We start from the raw sequence: 17,122 nt of genomic DNA, 5'->3' as shown, positions 1-17,122 counted from the left end.
GAGATGGCGGATTTCGCGCGCGCGGTCACCGGAACGTCACAGGAGGGCGGTGGCCTAGAACGGTCACGTGTCTTCTCCTTTCATCGATGTTGAGGCTAACTATCCCCCGTACGGCTGATTTGTCCGTTTGACCCTGCCCACCTCCGGGTGCGGCCCGGAGCGAAGGAACCCGTGTGCGCTGGGCGAGGTCTGTTCTTCGTGCTGCCCGAAACCCGTTCCGTGGCGTGCGTCCGATGGTCAGCCCGTCGTCGAGGCGCCGGCCGCCCGGTGTGCCGCGCCGCCGGTTCACCTTCCGACGGCGGCTGCTGCGCCGGCTGGCGCTGACGCTGGTCACGCTCCTGGTGTTCGTGCTCAGCGCGGACCCGGCGAGCGCGGACGTGGGAACGTTCCCGTCGGTACGCCTGTCGGGCTTGTCGGGACTGGTGTCCTGGCTGACGACGGGCTCGGCGCGCTCCCCGCACTTCGGGGCGCTGCCCCGCCAGCGATCGGGGACCGCCGCCGGCAAGGCTCATTCGGCGTCCGCCGCCGCCACCCGCGCGGGTAAGGGCGTCGGGCGCAGGCCGGGACGGGGCAAGGGCGAGCTTCCGGCGTACGTCCCGCCCGTCAGGCGGGTGACGAAGGGGCGCAGCGCCCGCCTCGCCCAGGGCTACAGCGCGCGTACCAGTCGGCGGGTCGCCGCCAAGTCGTCGGCGACGTCGGACTACTTCCAGAACGCGGACGGCACCTTCACCCGGCGACTGAGCCAGCAGCCGGTCAACTACCGGGCGGGCAAGGACTGGAAGCCCATCGACACGGCGCTGAAAACGGGCTCCGACCACCGGTGGCACGAGACGGCGAACTCCGTCACGGCGGACTTCGCCCCCTCGGCCGCGGATCCGAACCTCGTGCGGCTCGGCGTCGGAGACGGCCACGTCGTGTCGTACGGACTGCAAGGAGCCGCCGCGGTGGCTCCGGCGGTTTCGGGATCGACGGCCACCTACGCGGGCGCCCTGCCGCAGACCGACCTGACGCTGCGCCCCACCGCCACCGGCATGAAGGAGGCGCTGGTCCTGCGCTCGGCGGACGCCGCGAACTCGTGGACCTTCCCGTTGGACCTCAAGGGCCTGACGCCGGTCGTGGCCAAGGACGGGTCGATCGAGCTGGTCGACTCCGCAGGCAAGGCGGAGGGGGTCATCCCGCGGGCGTACGCCTACGACTCGAAGGTCGACCCCAGGTCGGGCGACCCCGCGACGACGCACGCGGTCGACTACCGGCTGGCGAGGACGGAACAGGGCGGTCAGGCCCTCGTCATGACGCTGGACGCCGGCTGGCTGCACGACCCGCGGCGGGTGTTCCCGGTCACCGTCGACCCGTCCACCGACAGCTTCAACGCGACGACGACCTACGCCGAGTCGGGGATCGCCGCGGGCGACCACTCCACCGAGCAGGCCATCAAGATTGGGTCTTACGACTCCGGCACCCACAAGGCCGTGTCGTACCTGCAGTTCCCCAACACGGGGATCGAGGGCTCGCAGATCAGCGTCTCGGCCGCCTCGCTCACCCTCTTCGACACCTGGGCGGCGACCTGCACCGCGGAGCGCTTCGACGTGGCGCCGGTGACACAGTCGTGGTCGCCGTCGCAGGTGACGACGTACCCGGGGCCGACGTACGGCTCCTCGATCGGCAACCTCACCCCCAACGTGCCGAACGCCTGCGCGAACGGCAGCGCGAACCGGGACGTGGGCGACGAGGTGACGGTGCCGCTGTCGACCTCGACCTTCAACTCGTGGGCGACCGGGAGCGGCAAGAACTACGGCCTCGCGGTGTACGCGTCGACCTCGGACAGCCTGCACTGGAAGCAGTTCGACACCGCCTACGACACGCGCGGCGGACCCTACCTGTACCTCACGTACACGAACGCGGTCCTGCCGCAGGTGACGATGCAGACGCCGCCGAGCGGCTACTCCTCCGGCACGCTCACGCCGCAGCTCGGGGCGACGGCGACCTTGGACCCCAACCTGTCGGCCACCCTGAAGATCGACTTCCAGGTCTACGACACCGCCGGCACCAAGGTCACCGACTCGGGCCTGGTCACCGCGAGCACCAAGGCGGGGGACCGGTCGGCGTCCTACACGGTCCCGGCGGGGAAGCTGAAGTGGGGCCAGACCTACTACTGGATGGCCCAGTCCTACGACGGGACGAACTACTCGCCCGACGTCGGCTGGCAGACGCTGCGGACGGACGTGCCGCAGCCGACGGTCACGTCCGGTCTCTCCCAGAACGAGACCGACACCGGCTTCGATCCGTCGATCGGCAACTACACCACCTCCGACACCGACGCGGACGTCGCCACGGCCGGTCCGGACCTGTCCGTCGTACGGGACTACAACTCCCGCGACCCGCGCTCCTCCGGTGCCTTCGGTGCCGGCTGGTCGACCGTCTTCGACGCCAGGGCGGTCGAGCAGTACTCGTCCTCGGGAGCCGTCACCGCGGTTCGGGTGACCTACCCGGACGGCTCGGAGGTGGGATACGGCAAGAACTCCGACGGCTCGTTCTCCCCGCCGCAGGGCAGGTTCGCGATCTTCAAGAGCGTCACCGGCGGTTACACGCTCACCGACAAGAACGACATGGTCTACGCCTTCACCCAGTCCCTCGGGTCCGGGGCGTACGGCATCAAGTCGATCACCGACGCGAACGGGCGCGCCGAGACGTTCCTCTGGGACTCCGGCCACATCACCACGGCGACGTCGGCCGCCTCGGGCAGGGCGCTGCACCTGACCTGGCAGACGCCGAGCGGCGCGGGCGGCGCCCACGTGGCGACGGTCGTCACCGACCCGGCGAAGGCCGACGACGCGTCGACCGCGCAGACCTGGACGTACGGCTACACCGGTGACCGGCTGACCCAGGTCTGCTCCCCGGTGGACACCACCGGCTGCACCGCGTACGGATACGACGACGGCTCGCAGTACCACAACCAGGTGCTCAACGAGGGCGCCGAGTCGTTCTGGCCGCTCGCCGAGTCGTCCGGGACGACGGCGGCGAGCGCGGTCCTGGCGAACGAGGGCACCGACAACGCGACCTACAGCGGTGTGACGCTCGGACAGCCCGGACCGCTGGCGGGCGGCAAGGCGACCGCGGCAGGCTTCAACGGATCCTCCTCGTCCGTGCAACTGCCGAACATCGAGGCCGCCAACCTGACCTCCCAGGCGGTCTCGCTGTGGTTCAAGACCTCGACGGCCGCACCGGGGGTGCTGCTGTCCTTCTCCGGCCCCGACCTCGCCGCCGGAACGACCAACATCTACACGCCCATGCTGTACGTCGGCAGCGACGGCAAGCTGAAGGGCGAGATCTGGTACGACGGGACCACCGGCGGCCCGAAGCCGATCAGCAGCTCCGCCTCGGTCGCCGACGGGAAGTGGCACCACGTCGTCCTGTCGGGCTCGTGGACGTCCCAGATCATGTGGCTCGACGGGGTGCAGCTCGGCACCGGGACGGGCGCGGGCAACACGTGGTACTCCCGTGGGCTCTGGCAGACCGCGCACACCTACCTTGGCGCCGGGTTCCTCGGCGGGCTGTGGCCCGACCAGCCGCACAACACCTCCGACACGGGCTACGCCACCTACTTCAACGGGTCGATCGCGGACGCGGCGTTCTTCACCAAGTCGCTGACGCAGGCGGACGTCACCGACCTGTACAGCGCGGGCACGAAGACGGCGAGCCTGCTCAGCTCGGTCACCCGCCCGTCCGGGAAGAGCCAGGCGACCGTTCAGTACGACCCGGTGACGACCCGCGTGACCCACGTGACCGACCAGAACGGCGGGTCGTGGACCCCGGCCGCTCCCACGGTGACCGGGTCCAGCCAGGTCTACCGGGCGGCGGTCCTCGGCGCCGGACCGCAGGACTACTGGCGGCTGGGGGACTCGGCCGGAGCAGCCCAGGCGGCCGACGAGGTCCAGGGCGGTACCGCGAGCTACAACAACGCGACGCTCGGCGTGGCGGGCCCCTTCACGGACGCCAAGGCGGCGTCGTTCAACGGCAGCAGCTCCTACCTGCAACTGCCGGCCGGGCTGGTGCCCGGCACCGGCAACGAGTCGGTCGGCCTGTGGTTCAAGACGACGGTGAAGGGCGGCGTGCTGCTCGGCACGACGAAGAACCCCATCAGCAGTGGAACGACCACCGGGTACTACACGCCGGTCCTGTACGTCGGCAGCAGCGGGAAGCTGCACGGGGAGTTCTGGTTCTCCGGCGGCACCACCACACAGGTCACCACGTCGGGCTCGGTCGCGGACGGGCAGTGGCATCAGGTGATCCTGGCGTCCGCGGCCAGCGCCCAGTCCATGTACCTCGACGGGCAACTCGTCGGTTCCCTCAGCGGCACCGTCAACATGGCCGGCCAGACCAACGTCTACGTCGGAACCGGGTTCAACGGCGGCAAGTGGCCGGACGAGGCGCACACCAGCACGACCGACAACACCGGCTACCCGACGTACTTCAACGGGCAGATCGCCGAGGTCTCGTTCTACCGCACCCAGCTGTCCGGGCAGGACGCCGCCGCGCAGTGGGTCGCGGGGCAGCACTCGACCGGCCTGGCCCCGATGCAGACCGTCAAGGTCACCGACCCCGGCGGCAAGACGCTGACCTACCAGTACGACGCGTGGAACGGGAACCGCGCGATCGCGCGGATCGACGGCCTCGGCAACCGGACCACCTTCGGGTACGACAGCGGCGGCTTCATCCACACGGTCACCGACCCGAACGGGGACGTGACGACGACCGGCCACGACGTGCGCGGCAACGAGGTGTCCAAGACGACCTGCCAGGACCAGGTCGCGCAGAAGTGCTCGACGTCGTACTACACGTACCTGCCGGACGATACGACGACGCAGCCGGCGCCGAGCCCGAAGAACGACCTGATGGCCACGGCCCGGGACGGCCGGTCGGCGAGCGAGACCGACAACGCCTACCTGACCTCGTACGCCTATGACGCGGCCGGCAACCGCACCGGCGTGACGACGCCGCCGGTGGCCGGATCGCCGAACGGCCGGACCACGGCGATCGCCTACACCGACGGCACGACCGGCGCGGCGGCGGACGGCGGGTACGCCCCGGCCGGGCTGCCGTACAAGACGACCTCGCCGGGCGGCGCGATCACGACCGTCACGTACTTCCACAACGGTGACGTCGCCTCCGTGACCGACCCCGACGGGCAGGTCACGAACTTCACCTACGACGGCCTCGGCCGGGTCCTCACGAGGACCGTCGTCTCCGACTCCTATCCGAACGGCCTGACGACCTCCTACGAGTACAACGGCGTCGACCAGCCCACCAAGGAGACCGACCCACCGGTCACCAACCGCGTCACCGGCGCCGTGCACACGGCGCAGACGACCACGGTCTACGACGCGGACGGCCTGATGAAGTCCCAGACCATCGCGGACCTGACCGGCGGAGACGCCTCTCGTACGACCTCCAGCACCTACGACGAGCACGACCAGCGCGCCACCAGCACGGACGCGAACAACAGGACGACGACGTTCGGCTACGACGGGTACGGCAACAAGACGTCGGAGACCGCGCCGAGCGGCACGACGATCACCTACGCCTTCGACCCGAACGGGCGGCTGACCTCCCAGACGCTCAAGGACTACGTCGGCGACCCGGTCGCCCCGTCGACGCCCCGTGACCTCGTCGAGTCCTCCCGCGCGTACGACCCGGCCGGGCGGCTGGCCTCCATCACCGACTCGATGGGGAACACGACCGCCTACACCTACACCGACAACGACCTCACCGCGACGATCACCCGCACCGACAAGGACGGGAAGAACCCGTTCGTCCAGCAGGCCAACACCTACGACGCCGCCGGCAACCTCGTCCAGCAGGCCACGAACAACGGCGCGACCGTCACGAACTCGACGGTCGACGCGGCCGACCGGGTGACGGCGACGACGGTGGACCCGGCCGGGGTGAACCGCACCACGACCATGTCGTACACGCCCGACGACCTGGTCGCCTCCACCACCCTCAGCGACGGCGGCGGCGCGTCCCAGACGACGAACGAGACCTACGACCCGATGGGTCACGTGACCAGCCGCAGCGTCCGGATGGACGGAGCCGGGCATCCGGTCGGGCGCTGGCCGCTGGATCAGACCTCCGGCAGCACCGTCACCGACGCCTCCGGAACCGGGAACACCGCGACCGCCACCGGCGACGTGACCTGGGCGAACCAGGCGGCGGTCCTCCCCGGCAGCTCCACGCAGAAGATCGCCACGACCGGTCCGGTCGTCGACACCACGCAGAGCTTCACCGTGTCCGCCTGGGTGAACCTGTCGGGGGACGCCACCCACAATCAGACCGTCGTCAGCCAGGACGCCGGTACGGACGCCGGGTTCTACCTGAAGTACAACGGCACCTCCCAGAAATGGGTGTTCACCCGGCCGTTCACCGACACGACGGACCCCGACACGGCGAACGCCGGCTCGACGGCGACCGCCACCGTCGGCGCCTGGACCCACCTGGTCGGTGTGTTCGACGCCGGTACCGGCGCCATGACGCTGTACGTCGACGGCACGGCGAACAAGACCGTCACCGACTCCACCCCGTTCAGCGCGTCCGGTCCGCTGGTGATCGGCGAGGGCAAGTGGGACGGCGTCCCCACCGGCTTCTTCGACGGCTCGGTGTCGAACGTCCAGGTCTACCCGCGTGCGCTGTCCGCCGCCGAGGTCACCTCGCTGCACGACGCCGGGCGTACGAGCGGCACGACCGCCGGTTCGGCGTCCGCGACCGTCACCTGGAAGCTGGACCAGCGCGGACTGCCGACCTCGATGACCGACCCGAACGGGAACGTCACGAACTGCGTCTACGACGAGGCCGGACAGCAGACGCTCACCAGTCTTCCAGCGGTCAGCGTCGAGACCGGCGGCGGAGCCCCGGCGCTGCAGCACCCGGTCACCACGGTCGGCTACGACACGTTCGGGGAGCAGACCGAGCAGCAGGACCCGAGCGACCACGTCACCGTCACGGCCTTTGACGCGGCCGGGCAGCGGGTGAAGGAGACCCTTCCCGACTACACCCCGCCCGGCTCGTCCACGCCGATCACGGCCTCGACGAGCTGGAAGTACGACGACGACGGGAACGTCAGCCACGTCATCGACCCGCTGGACCACGACACCCACTACGAGTACGACCAGCTCGGCGACGTCGCCCGGATCACCGATCCGGCGAACGGCGTGACGCACTACACGTACGACACCAACGGCGAACGACTGTCGGCGACCGACCCGACCGGCGCGCAGACGCAGGCGACGTACGACCACCTCGGCAGGCAGCTCACGGCGACGGTGCTGGACCGCTACCCGACGCCCACCACCTCGACCACGACGTCGTCGTACGCCGCGTCGGCCATCGACCCGGGCGGCGCGTTCCTCGCCTCGACGACGACGCAGGACGGCGTCACCACCAGCTACGGCTACGACAATGTCGGCGAGGCCACGCAGGTCACAGACGCCGCCGGCGCGACCACCCGGACGGCCTACGACCTGGTCGGCCGCCCGACCACGGTCACCCGCGCGGACGGCACCGCGACCAGGACGTCGTACGACCCGCTCGACGACCCGGTCGAGGTCGACCTGCTCGACACGGACGGGCAGACCGTGCTGGCCAAGACGTCCGCGACCTACGACGCGGCCGGACGGCAGCTCTCGGGGATCGACGCGCGGAACAACACGACGACGTTCACCCGCGACGCGACCGGAGCGGTGACCCAGGAGGTCCAGCCGGTCGACGACACCACGTCGATCACCACGACCTTCGGCTACGACGCCCAGGGGAACCGCACCCGCTTCACCGACGGCCGGGGCAACAGCTGGGACTACACGTACAACTCCTGGAACCTGCCCGAGTCGGCGATCGAGCCGACGACCGTGAACTACCCCACGGCCGGCGACCGTACCTCCACGATCGCCTACGACGCCGCCGGACGGCCCGCGACGCAGACCCTGCCGGGCGGGGTGTCGGTCACCACCGAGTACGACGAACTCGGCCGCGTGAAGGATCAGTCGGGCAGCGGCGCCGACGCGGCCACCGCGGCCCGGTCGTTCTCCTATGACGGCGACGGCCGCATGCTGACGGCGGAGACCTCGGCGGTCGGCACCAACGTGGCCGCGACCAAGGAGACCTTCACCTACAACGACCGCGGCCTGCTGCTCACCGCGTCGGGATCGGCGGGCGACAGCTCCTTCGGCTACGACGGCGACGGCCTGCCCACCGCGCGTACGGACGCTGCGGGGACGACGAGCTACACCTACGACACCGCCGACCGGCTGAAGACCCTCACCGAACCGGCCACCGGAACCCAGCTCACCTATGGCTACGACCAGCTCTCGCAGCTCAAAACGATCACCTACGGCGGTGGCGGGAACGTCCGGACGTACGACTACGACCACCTGCACCGCCTGACCGGCGACACGCTCAAGACCGCGTCCGGTTCGACCGTCGCCTCCATCGCCTACGGCTACGACGCCAACGGCAACGAGACGTCGAAGACCACCACCGGGTTCTCCGGATCGACCTCCAACACCTACACCTACGACAAGGCCAACCGCCTCACCTCCTGGGACGACGGCCACGCGAAGACGCAGTACGACTACGACGCGTCGGGCAACCGGACGCGGGTCGGCGCGAACGTCTACACCTACGACGCCCGCGACCAGCTGACCAGCGACGGCGTCAACACCTACAGCTACACCGCCCGGGGCACGCTCACCTCGCAGACCTCCGCCAACGGCACGGTCGCCGCGAGCAGCGACGCGTACGGCCAGCAGGTCACCCAGGGCGGTGAGACCTACCTGAACGACGCCCTCGGCCGGGTGGTCACCGCCACCAGCACCGGCGGCAGCCGCGCCTTCTCCTACGGCGGGACCGGCGACCTGATGGCCGCCGACGGCACCAACACCTACACCTGGTCGCCCGACGGATCCCTGGTCGGCATCGGAACGACCGGCGGCGACCAGAGCACCGGGGTGCTCGCCTACACCGACGCCCACGACGACGTCGTCGGGAACTTCACCGCCACCGGCACCGCGCTGACCGGCTCGACGACCTACGACCCGCTCGGCAACGTCGCCAACACCACCGGCCACGCCGGCAGCCTCGGCTACCAGTCCGGCTGGACCGACAGCGCCACCGGCAAGGTCGACATGGGCTCGCGCTGGTACTACCCGGCGGTCGGCCAGTTCCAGAACAAGGACACCCAGGCATCCGACCCCGTCCCGAACTCGGCGGCCGCCAACCCGTTCGCCTACGTCGACGACGACCCGCTGACCCGCACCGACCCGACCGGCCACAGCTGGTGGGGCGACACCTGGCACGCGGTGAAGTCCGTGGCCTCCACCACCTGGCACGCCGTCACCTCGGCGGCGTCCTGGGTCTGGAACACGGCCAAGAGCACCTATCACGCGGTCAGCAACTACGTCTCCCGCGGCTGGAACGCCGCCGTCCACTGGGTCGACGACGCTGTCACCCGCAGCTACCGCGCGATGAAGAACGAGATCGCGTCGCTGATCCACCAGCTCGATGTCATCGAGAAACGGACCGCGGCGGCGGCCCGAAGAGCGGCCGCAGCGGCGGCCAAGGACGCCTACGACAAGGCACACGGGCTCGGCAGGTACTACCGCGCCGCCGCGAAGGCGGTCCGCACGACAGGGACGTTCTTCAAGAACCACGCCGCCGCGATCGCCTCGTTCGCCGCGTCCACCGCGGTCTTCATGGGCTGCGAGGCCGTACTGGGCGCGGCCACGGGCGGCGTCGGCGCCGTGGCGGGCGCGATGGCCTGCGGCGCGGCGGCCGGCGCGGTCGGCGGCATGATCGACCAGGGCGCCAAGTGCATCGACGGCCAGAAGGGCGCGTGTTCCGCCCAGGCGTTCGCGGGCTCGACGTTCCTGGGTGCGGTCGGCGGTGCCGTCGGCGGCGGGATCGGCGGCAGCCTGGGCGGCAAGCTCGCCGAGTCGGCCCTCGGCGACGTGCTACCGAAGTTGGTCACCAACGTCCTCGAGGGCGCCGCGATCGGCGGAGTGTCCGGCGGCGCGACGGCCGCGGTCCAATACGGCCTGACCTGCGAGTCGAGCTCGGCCGGCTGCACGTGGTCCGGCCTGGGCCACGCCGTCGAACGCGGCACCGCGGTGGGCACGGTCGGCGGCGCCGCCGGCGGCGCACTCGCCACCGGCGCCGCCGCAGCCCGAGCCCGCTTCCGCGGCGGCGACGCCGAACCGGTCGAATCCAGCGGGGGCGCCTGTCCGGTCCGGCACAGCTTCACGGCGTCGACGCTGGTCCTGATGGCCGACGGCAGTTCAAAACCGATCGGTGAGATCAAGGTCGGCGACAAGGTCGCCAATGCGGTTCCCGGTGATCACGGCGAGAGCGAGGCTCACCGGGTCGAAAAGGTCATCGTCACCAAGACCGACCACGACTTCATCGACCTGACGATCGCCACCCACGACGAACACGGCCGGCCAGGCGGCGTCGGCAAGCTCACGACGACCGAGCACCACCCGTTCTACGACATCACCCAGGCCGCCTTCGTCGACGCCGCCCAGCTCAAACCCGGCGACCGCCTCCAGGAACCGGGCGGCCACACCGCCGAAGTCCTCGACGTCCGGCGCTACACCGCCGCGGCTACCACCTATGACCTGACCATCAACGGCCTCCATACCTACTATGTACTGGCAGGCACTACGCCCGTCCTCGTTCACAACATCGATCTAGCTCAACTCAATAGCTGTCCTGGAACGAAAACCACGCACTATGCGCAGGTATCGGTGCTTGATGCTGAGGGTAATGTCATACACGACTATGACATCAGAAGTGGGGAACAGCAGCCGGCCGAGAAGGCGATGGGACCTCGAGGCGCCGAAACTCTCAGCCACACAGAGAATCGAGCGGCGCGTATGGCGGGCGGCGTGCCAAGTTATGGATCTAGGATCGTCTATGATGACGAGTTCTTTTTGGAGCATCCTGTTCCAGTCGATGGGTACGTAATCGTCCAAGGCACGCGACGGCCTTGCTCAAGTTGCATGGGTGCCATGAGGCGTGCGGCACAGGACACCTCATCCACCTTCGTCTACTTGTGGAACGAGTCCGGCAGGTGGAATTGGTGGACCGCATCCGGCTGACTTGTAGTACTTTGGTGACTCTGGCCGCTGTCAGTAGCTGAGGAAGTTAAATGCCGACTGATGATCGTCTAGATCCTGTACAAATAATCGCCCGCGTAGGTGGGGTCATTCCAGAGTTCAGCGACAGAGAGAGAGCGTTGGAGGTCTGGATCCATCTTGCTCGCAAGGCGGGATGGGACATCGCTGAGGTTCCTTTTGAGTCAGAGGAGATTGGTGAAGACGTCCTAGGATTGATCCTTATCGAGGGCATTCAATACAGAATCCGCTATGGACTTCGAGTGCGGCGGATGTTCGTCGATGATATAAAGCGTACGACGGCTCTTGCATATGCGGCGTGGGCAGAGCCGGACCTTGAATCATATAAGCTCTGAAGCAATATGGGTGTGCGCTACCGGCGGCGCACGCGCGACCGTCGCCGCCACAGTTCGGGCCCGCTTCCGCAGTGGCGACGCCGAATTAGAAGTTATGCAGCGAGCCAATGGAGAATAAGACGTATATTGTGCACGATCGGCCAGCGGTGATGGAGTCACGACAACACATCGCAATGGTAGATTTGGAGCCATTCGGATTCCTGAACCAATTCGAGCAGATCTGGCTGGGGTATCGAAGTGATGGGCTGTTCGAGCTCCACTGCATACCATTCAGGATCTATGGTGCTTCTCTGTTCGACATAGTTAGGATCGACGATAGCGATTTCCTCGTGGAGGTCGTACGGAGAAGTAGCCATCGGGCATTGCGCGCACTGATCGCACCGAACCTCGCGGATCTACAGAGCGTTCGTGAGAGGATAGTTTCTGACGCTTCGGACAGCGGCCTGCTCCTCGAGTGGAGTGGAGATCGTCACATCGCTATCGATGTCCCCGAAGGGCGAACCCCGGAGCACTTGCTCAATTATTTCGCCATGGAGCGCGCATCGAATCGCATCTTCTGGGAGTGGAGTGACGTCAAGCCCTTCAAGAGGAACGAACGACCGTGATCTATGCCGACGGTTCCATCGTTCCGTCTCCGCCGGTTCCTGTAGTGCACGTGAAGCTCTTCGTGGATACATCATCGTCAGGGAAGCTGGTATATGAGGTTCTTCCGGCGCTGAAGATCGATGTAGGGATTTACGAACTGCTGGGAAGTCCGGGGTTCGCTCTAGGGTGTGCGGCCGGCGACACGATCCGTTGCTCGCCTGATGGTCGATTCACGATCGAGGTGAAGAGCGGGAACCATTGCGTTCAAATATATGCGGGTCGGCCGATTCCAAGTGAGAGTCTTGAGGTGCTGGCTAGAGCCGTTGTCGAACTCAATGGAAAGGTTGAGTGGCCATCGAATCGAAGATTCGCCGTGATTACACTGCCGCCTTCTGTTGCAATCTCAAAGATCGAATCGGCGCTAGATTCGTGGGCGGCTGGAGTTCCGAATGCTCAATGGTGGTTTGGGAATTAGCGGGCAGCGCATTCGCGACCGCTATCGTTCGGGACCGCATTAGTAGCGGCGACTGTGCGTCGACGATATAAGGCACAGGACGGCTCTTGCCTATGCGGCGTGGGCGGAGCCGGATCTTGAAGCATATGAGCTCTGAAGTTGGGGTGCGCTGTCGGCGGTGTACTTGCGGCCGTCGTCGCCGCAGCCCGGACCTGCATCCGCAGCGGCGACGCCGAACGAACAATTGTGATGTATGGGAGCGTATGTCTAAGGTTCATATCCGGTTGACCGTCGAAGGCGGGTGGCCGCCGGTCGCCTTCGAAGAGGTGGAGGCGAGGTCCTTGGGCGACCACCGGTACGAACTCGTTTCCCCGCCTGCTTTTGCCAAGCGGCTGGCAGTCGGGGACGTCGTCGGCGTCGTGTATCACGGGTCGCCAGAGCAGGCCTGGGTGGATTCCGTGCTCGAGTCGAGCGGCCATTCGACAGTGCGCGTGATCTTCTTCCAGGCGGCTGGCCGGGAGCCTGAGGATAATCTCAGGCGTGAGCTTGACCGCCTCGGAGTGCAGATTCACGAGACCGCTTTTCGCGGGCTTATCGCAGTGGATATTCCCGGTGGGGTCAATTATGACTTTGTGCGCGCCATCTTGGAAGAAGGTGAATCGCGGAAACTCTGGGAGTTTGATGAAGGTGCGATCTCGCACCTGCACGACTACGACTCATAGATGACCGGCGGCGACCGGCCAGGGCGGTATCAAAGTCGGTCGCTGCACCCTAACGCTCCATCCAATGAGGTCCTCGACCCGCGTCCGTTTAGGCCTCAGTCGAGGATCACGCACATACCACCTAGCCGTTCCGGTAGGTGAGGGCAGGGCAGTCCTCGGCGGGGATGGCAGTTCCAGCTCGCTGCGTACAGATATCTCGGAAAGCGCGCCGGTGGCCACCCCTGGTTGCCGGCATCGCCCACTTTCGCGGGCCCGTGCGGAGCGCGTTCACCGAGCGTTCTGCGTACCGCAGCCCCCGCAGTCTCGCCGAGGCCAATCACCGCCGAGCGCCGCCGGACTTTGCCGTCCTTGTGGACGGGAGATACGAGACGATCCGAATGTCCCCTCGGCAATACCGACGGCAAGGTGTCAACAGCGACGGCGGCCTGGGGTGGCGTCGTCGCGGTCGGTGCCGCCAAGGCTGCACGCCTTCACCACGGGGGGTGCGGGTGAACCGAAGAGTCGCCGGCCGTCGATCGGCGGCCATCTCGCCTCTGTGCCGACTCATCGTCGGCGCGCACCTCGGTGACCTCGACGCACTGGCCTGACCCGCCGCTGTGGCTCGAGGTGCGCCAGGCAGCGTTGCTCAACTCATAGGTGCTGGGCATTGATTACACGATCTCTCAGGTCGTTATGACAGGGACTCTGCCGTTCTGGCTAGCAGTCGGATCGTATCTCCCGCACTGTCCGCTGCTCCCAACAGATGTTGGAAAGCGATGTGGTGTCTCTCGACCTCCTCGGCCTCTTCCAGCCAGAGTCCGCCGGCGGTGTTCTCGACATAGACCGCATCCGGGTCTTGATGATCTGGGTACTGCAGGATGACGAAGCCGTTGGTCATGCTCGGGTACGCGCCGCGGCCGAATGGGATGACCTGGACTGTGACGCGAGGGTACTCCTCCGCCGCATCGACCATTCGCTGCATCTGGGCGCGCATCACCTTCGGTCCGCCGACCTGCCGGTGTAGGGCCGCCTCGTCGAGCACGGCCACAAGCCGGAGCGGCGGGTCTTGGCGGAGGACAGCCTGACGTGTCAGTCGTACCTCGACGCGGGTCTCAACGTCCAGGGCGCTGATCTCCGGCTCTGCCGCTCTGATCAGAGCGCGAGCGTAGTCCTCGGTTTGCAGCAGGCCAGGGATGATGAGGGGCTCGTAGTTCAGGACTGTAGCCGCCTCGGCTTCCAGGCCGACGTAGGAGTGGTAGGGGTTCGGCAGCGTGTCGCCGTAGGGGTCCCACCAGCCTTTCTTCCGGCCGTCGCGGGCGAGTTGTTCGAGATACTCCCGCTCTGCGTCCTCAACTCCGTACGCTGCGCACAGATCCCGAACGTCGCGTGGATTCGGTCGCTTCCCGCGATTTGCCTCGATCCAGGTCATCTTCGACGGGGTCCACTCCACGGCATGGGCGACCTCAGTGATCGTCATTCCAGCCTGTTCCCGGAGCTGACGAAGCCGCGTCGCCAGTCGGCGGCGGCGCAGCGTGGGACTGATTCGCTCGGCCACGGAACCTCCTTCGTCGTTCGAAATCGTAAGACAGAGATCACTCCCGGTAAGGGAAAACGACATCCATGGACGAACCGCTCCCTTTCTAACTCTCTCACTTGAGAATTCGAAACGGGAGAGTCATGATGCGGAGCGTATCCGATGCGACACACCGAGTTACTGCCCCGGCCTCCCGAAAGCGAATGATCCCCATGACCGAGCCTCCAGCGGCCGTAGCCGCGTCTCCCGTCGTCCGTCCGTCGTTCCTCGCGCTACGGGACCGGCCGGAGGCGATCCATCGCCTTCGGACCTTCGTCGGCGCCGCGGTCTTCGGCCTGCCCTACGCCGTCGACGAGATCGAGCTGGTCGCCGGCGAGATCGTCACGAACGCGATCCGTGCCGTACGCACGCTCGGCCGCCTGCCCAAGGACGTGTGGCCGATCGGCATCGAGATGACCGCCACACCCCGTTACGTCCATCTCGCCGTCACAGACCTCGATCACCGGCCCATCGCCGCACGCGACGCCGGCGGACTGCTCGCCGAGCAGGGCCGCGGACTGCACATCGTCGACCACCTCGCCGTCGCGCGGTGGATCACCTACGCCGAGCACGGCAAGACCGTCCACGTCGTCATCGCCGCACCCGGCATCACGCTCGCGCCCGCCGAACTACAGCGAATCCGGGAAGCGCGATGATCCACTGGTTACTCGCCACGCCGCCCTGGTCGCACGCCCCCGGCTTCGCGCCGTCCGGTGGCCGTCCAGCTCACATCAGTGCCGAGGATTTCCGCTGTTCAAGCGACCGAAATCCTCGGCGCCGATGACGGGGGCGCCCATGACCGATTCCTTTCGGTGCCAGACCGAGTCCGTAGGTGTGAAGGACTCCGATGACGACCGAAAAGGACTGGTCATGGCAGAGACGATGGGGATTCGGCTGGGTGGGCTGGTGCTGGGCAGCGACGACCCGGAGCGGCTCAGCGCCTGGTACCGGGCGGCGTTCGCGCCGTCGGCGGAGCCGGGCATCGTCCTGATGGTGGGCGACGGCCGGTTGGTCTTCGACGGGCGTGACGATCTCGAGCAGAGCACGCGGGAGCCCGGCCGGATACTGATCAACTTTTACGTCGAGGACATCGAGGCGGTCGCGGCCCACCTGAAGGCGCTCGGCGTCACGCGGTGGATCCGCCCGGTGGAGGGCTTCGGGGCGGGCCGCATCGCGACGGTGGAGGACCCGGTCGGGAACTATGTGCAGATCGTCGAGTTGGCCGCCCGACCCGGAGCCGTACGATGACGCAGATGGCTCATCCCGAGGTCGAGGCCGACGAGGTCTTCGCCCGGCTGGCCTCGCCGTACCGGTCGGAACTGCTGGCCTACTGCTATCGCATGATCGGTTCGGTGCACGACGCCGAGGATCTCGTGCAGGAGACCTATCTGCGGGCGTGGCGGTCGTACGAGGCGTTCGAAGGCCGGGCGTCCCTGCGCACCTGGCTCTATCGGATCGCGACGAACGTCTGCCTCACCGCACTCGAGCGCCGCGAGCGCCGGCCGTTGCCCTCGGGCCTCGGCGGTCCCGCCGACGACCCGGAAGGACCGGTGGCGCCGCCGCCGGAGGTGACCTGGTTGCAGCCGCTGCCCGACCGGCTGGTCCGCGTCGGCTCGGACGATCCCGCCGCCATCGTCGCGGCGCGGGAGAGCCTGCGGCTCGCCCTGGTCGCCGCCCTGCAGTATCTGCCCCCGCGTCAGCGCGCCGTCCTCATCCTGCGTGACGTACTGGCGCTGCGCGCGGTGGAGGTCGCCGAGCTGCTCGACATCTCCGTCCCGGCGGTCAAGAGCATCCTGCAACGCGCTCGAGCCCGGCTCGACCAGGTGGCGCCCTCCGAAGACGACGCGACCGAGGCGTCCGGCGCGCGCCAGCGGGAGCTGCTGGACCGCTATGCCGCGGCCTTCGAGAACGCCGACATCACCGCGCTGATGGGGCTGCTGACCGAGGACGCCGTTCTGGAGATGCCGCCCAACCCGACCTGGTTCACCGGTCGTGAGTCCATCGGCCGCTTCTTCGCGTTCAGGGTCCTCACCGCGCCAGGTCTCTTCCAGATGGTTCCGACCACGGCCAACGGGCAGCCCGCGTTCGCCATGTACCAGCGCCGCCCGGACGGCGTCCATCACGCGCACGCGGTGATGGTCCTGTCGGCCTCCGAGGCGGGGATCACGCACATCGTCGCGTTCCGCGACCCCGGCCTGTTCGGGCAGTTCGGGCTCCCGCCGACGCTCGGGCCCGCTCCGGCCGAAGCGTCGGCCAACGGCTCGTCCGCGCCGGGCCGGCCGACGTCCTGAGGT

10 protein-coding genes are annotated in these 17,122 nt (G+C 67.7%); 8 read left to right on the top strand and 2 right to left on the bottom strand.

Annotated features, from left to right (window positions below):
• The first annotated feature begins 233 nt into the window (after nucleotides 1-233).
• From AB0L00_RS30265 to AB0L00_RS30245, 5 genes are all read left to right on the top strand, one after another.
• Nucleotides 234-11,144 carry a LamG-like jellyroll fold domain-containing protein gene (locus AB0L00_RS30265; RefSeq protein WP_364440534.1) on the top strand — a complete coding sequence of 3,637 codons (10,911 nt, stop codon included), beginning with the start codon at nucleotides 234-236 and terminating at the stop codon, nucleotides 11,142-11,144.
• 50 nt (nucleotides 11,145-11,194) lie between these two features.
• Entirely contained in the window at nucleotides 11,195-11,515 is a 321-nt protein-coding gene (locus tag AB0L00_RS30260; protein WP_364440480.1) for a hypothetical protein, read from the top strand.
• 107 nt (nucleotides 11,516-11,622) lie between these two features.
• On the top strand, nucleotides 11,623-12,120 hold the full coding sequence (locus AB0L00_RS30255) for a DUF4265 domain-containing protein (RefSeq protein WP_364440479.1): 498 nt from the start codon (nucleotides 11,623-11,625) through the stop codon (nucleotides 12,118-12,120).
• Nucleotides 12,117-12,575, top strand: a complete 459-nt coding sequence (locus AB0L00_RS30250) for a DUF4265 domain-containing protein (protein WP_364440478.1) — start codon at nucleotides 12,117-12,119, stop codon at nucleotides 12,573-12,575. Before AB0L00_RS30255 ends, AB0L00_RS30250 begins: the two co-directional genes overlap by 4 nt.
• Before the next feature lie 263 nt (nucleotides 12,576-12,838).
• Entirely contained in the window at nucleotides 12,839-13,276 is a 438-nt protein-coding gene (locus tag AB0L00_RS30245) for a DUF4265 domain-containing protein (RefSeq protein WP_364440477.1), read from the top strand.
• A 470-nt stretch (nucleotides 13,277-13,746) separates the two neighbouring features.
• Here the strand turns inward: AB0L00_RS30245 and AB0L00_RS30240 are convergent, their stop codons facing one another.
• Nucleotides 13,747-13,923 (bottom strand): DUF397 domain-containing protein, encoded by a 177-nt coding sequence (locus tag AB0L00_RS30240; protein WP_364440476.1) that lies wholly within the window; start codon nucleotides 13,921-13,923, stop codon nucleotides 13,747-13,749.
• A 23-nt stretch (nucleotides 13,924-13,946) separates the two neighbouring features.
• Complete coding sequence (locus AB0L00_RS30235) at nucleotides 13,947-14,810, bottom strand: helix-turn-helix transcriptional regulator (protein WP_364440475.1); 864 nt, start codon at nucleotides 14,808-14,810, stop codon at nucleotides 13,947-13,949.
• Between the two features lie 191 nt (nucleotides 14,811-15,001).
• Here AB0L00_RS30235 and AB0L00_RS30230 point away from each other — a divergent pair, with 191 nt between their 5' ends.
• The 3 genes from AB0L00_RS30230 to AB0L00_RS30220 all read left to right on the top strand — a co-directional run bounded on the left by AB0L00_RS30230 (nucleotide 15,002) and on the right by AB0L00_RS30220 (nucleotide 17,119).
• Entirely contained in the window at nucleotides 15,002-15,484 is a 483-nt protein-coding gene (locus AB0L00_RS30230; protein ID WP_364440474.1) for an ATP-binding protein, read from the top strand.
• A 214-nt stretch (nucleotides 15,485-15,698) separates the two neighbouring features.
• Nucleotides 15,699-16,076, top strand: a complete 378-nt coding sequence (locus AB0L00_RS30225; RefSeq protein ID WP_364440473.1) for a VOC family protein — start codon at nucleotides 15,699-15,701, stop codon at nucleotides 16,074-16,076.
• Nucleotides 16,073-17,119 (top strand): sigma-70 family RNA polymerase sigma factor, encoded by a 1,047-nt coding sequence (locus AB0L00_RS30220; protein ID WP_364440472.1) that lies wholly within the window; start codon nucleotides 16,073-16,075, stop codon nucleotides 17,117-17,119. Before AB0L00_RS30225 ends, AB0L00_RS30220 begins: the two co-directional genes overlap by 4 nt.
• Nucleotides 17,120-17,122: the final 3 nt, after the last annotated feature.

It is taken from the genome of Actinoallomurus sp. NPDC052308, from assembly GCF_040679195.1.
GTDB classification, from domain to species: domain Bacteria; phylum Actinomycetota; class Actinomycetes; order Streptosporangiales; family Streptosporangiaceae; genus Actinoallomurus; species Actinoallomurus liliacearum.
Note: the sequence above shows the minus strand (reverse complement) of the source record. Positions and strands in the feature narration are given on the sequence as shown.